Origin of the sequence: Campylobacter concisus (assembly GCF_902460545.1) — a bacterium.
Classification (GTDB): Bacteria; Campylobacterota; Campylobacteria; order Campylobacterales; family Campylobacteraceae; genus Campylobacter_A; species Campylobacter_A concisus_AE.
On the sequence record NZ_CABPUE010000007.1, the window covers coordinates 320,928 to 323,356 of the forward strand.

The window sequence follows — 2,429 nt, forward strand, 5'->3', positions numbered from 1 at the left end:
TTTACATGAAAAATGAACAAAAATTTAATACTTTTTGCACAAAAAAAGTAGGACTTATTGCTAAAGATTATCCATTATTTAGGCAAGATTTAGAAAAATTAGAAAAAATTTTAAAAAAGTATAACGCAGAAATTTTGCTTGAAAAAAATTGTGCTAAGCGTATAGAAAAAAATGGTTTTGAGCTTATAAAATTAGCCAAAGAGTGCGAATTTTTAATCACTCTTGGCGGAGATGGCACGATCATTTCAACTTGTAGAAAGCTAGCTCACATCTCGCCACTTGTCCTTGGCATACACGCTGGTAGGCTCGGATTTTTAACTGACATAATGATTAATGAGAGTGAGAAATTTTTTAAAGACTTTTTTGATGGTAAATTTGAGGTTGAAACGCCTTTTATGCTTGATGTCGTGCTTCATAAAAATGATGGCAAAACTGAGCAAAAGATAGCATTTAATGACGCAGTCATTGTTAGTAAAAATGGCGGTTCGATGACACATATCGAGGCACTTTTAAATGAAAAATATTTTAATTCATATTTTGGAGACGGCGTTATAGTAGCGACACCTGCTGGAACAACGGCATATAACATGAGCGCAAATGGTCCTATTATCTATCCATTAAGCGAAGTTTTTACAGTAACTCCTATCTGCTCGCATTCACTTACACAGCGTCCAGTCGTGCTTACGAAAAATCATACGGTCAAATTTAGAACAAATAGTGATGCGATTTTGGTTATAGACGGCCAAGACCGCTTTGATATGAGTAAAATTTCAGCCGTTAGCATGAGTCTTAGCAACAAAAAAGCGAGGCTGATACGCCATATCGGTAGAGATTATTTTCAAATTTTAAAAGAGAAACTTCACTGGGGTTATAATGATTGATCGAATTTTGATTAAAGATTATCTAAATTTTAAAAATGTCGAGCTAAATTTTAAAGAGGGTCTTAGCGTATTTACGGGTGTTAGCGGTGCTGGTAAGTCGGTGCTAATGAGTGCCATAATGGCAGTTTTTGGGCTAAAAGATAGCGAGGCAAGGCTGATAGAAGCTGACGTGGAGCATAAATTTGAGCTTGATGAGTTTGGCATAGAAAACGAAGAGGTCAATATTTTCAAGCTTTTAAAAGATAAAAGCACGAGATATTTTATAAACCAACAAGCCATCTCAAAGAAAAATTTAGCCCAAGTGGCGCGCGAGCACATCAAATACCTCTCAGCAAAAGAGGTAAATGAATTTGAAAATGAGAAATTTCTAAATTTGCTTGATAGGCTTGAAATTTCAAAAAATGAGAAATTTAAAGAGATAAAGCAGGAATTTGAAGAAGCGTTTTTAGAATTTTCTAAAATTTCAAAAGAGCTAGCCACTATAAAAGAGGAAGAGAAAAAGGTCGAAGAGCTAAAGGAGCTTGCTAGCTTTGAGATCGAGAAGATAAGAAGCGTTGGGCCTAAAAAGGGCGAGTTTGAAGAGCTTATGGAGACTAAAAAAAGGCTTAGTAAAAAGGATAAGATAAATGAGGCGTGGGCTAGGGCTGAGCGGATATTTGAGCTAGAGCACAGCGTAAATGAGGCGCTAAGCATCAGTGACCTTGACAATGGTTTTTTTGAAGATGCGATGAATGAGCTAAGGGTCGCAAGAGATAGCCTAAATATGGAAGAACTCGATGATATCGATGTGGAAAGCGTGCTTGATAGGATAGAGGCGCTAAATGCCATCATCAGAAGATATGGCAGCGAAGAGGAGGCGTTAGAAGCACTTGATAAAAAGGAAAAAGAGCTTGCCAGATATGAAAATTTAAGCTTTGAAAAGAGCGAGCTAGAGAAGAAATTTGAAATTTTAAGCAAAAAGGCAAATGAGCTAGCCAGCGCTTTAAGCAAGGCAAGGAGCGTAAATTTAAAAGAGCTTGAGGTGATGATAAATTCATACCTAAAAGAGCTTTATATGCCAGATATTACGCTGAGTATTGAGGCTAAAAAGCTTGATATTTTAGGCGTTGATGAGGTTTGTCTAAATTTAAATGAGACTTCGCTTAAAAATTTAAGCTCAGGCGAGCTAAACCGCTTAAGGCTAGCCTTCATAGCTACCTCTAGTGAGATCACAAAAACGGGCGGTGATGTCATTATTTTAGATGAAATAGATGCAAATTTAAGTGGAAAAGAGGCGATGAGTATCGCAAATGTCTTGCTTAAGCTTGCAAATTTTTATCAAATTTTTGCTATTTCACATCAGCCACAGCTTAGCTCAAAGGCAAATTCTCACTTTTTGGTAGAACGTCACGGAGAAAACTCGGTCGTAAGAGAGCTCGATAAAGAGGAGCGTGTAAACGAGCTTGCGCGTATGATAAGTGGCGAACATGTAAGCGAAGAAGCAATAAATTTTGCTAAAGGGCTTTTAAAGTAGCTTAATTTAAATTATTAATTTAAGCTTTGTAAATA

The 2,429-nt window shown here is 36.6% G+C and carries 2 protein-coding genes; both read left to right on the forward strand.

Annotation, left to right across the window (positions count from 1 at the left end):
- Positions 1-5 precede the first annotated feature (5 nt).
- Positions 6-881, forward strand: coding sequence for an NAD(+) kinase (locus FZ949_RS09840; protein ID WP_103579589.1), 876 nt, complete (start codon positions 6-8; stop codon positions 879-881).
- On the forward strand, positions 874-2,394 hold the full coding sequence (locus FZ949_RS09845; protein WP_180998576.1) for an AAA family ATPase: 1,521 nt from the start codon (positions 874-876) through the stop codon (positions 2,392-2,394). Before FZ949_RS09840 ends, FZ949_RS09845 begins: the two co-directional genes overlap by 8 nt.
- Positions 2,395-2,429 lie beyond the last annotated feature (35 nt).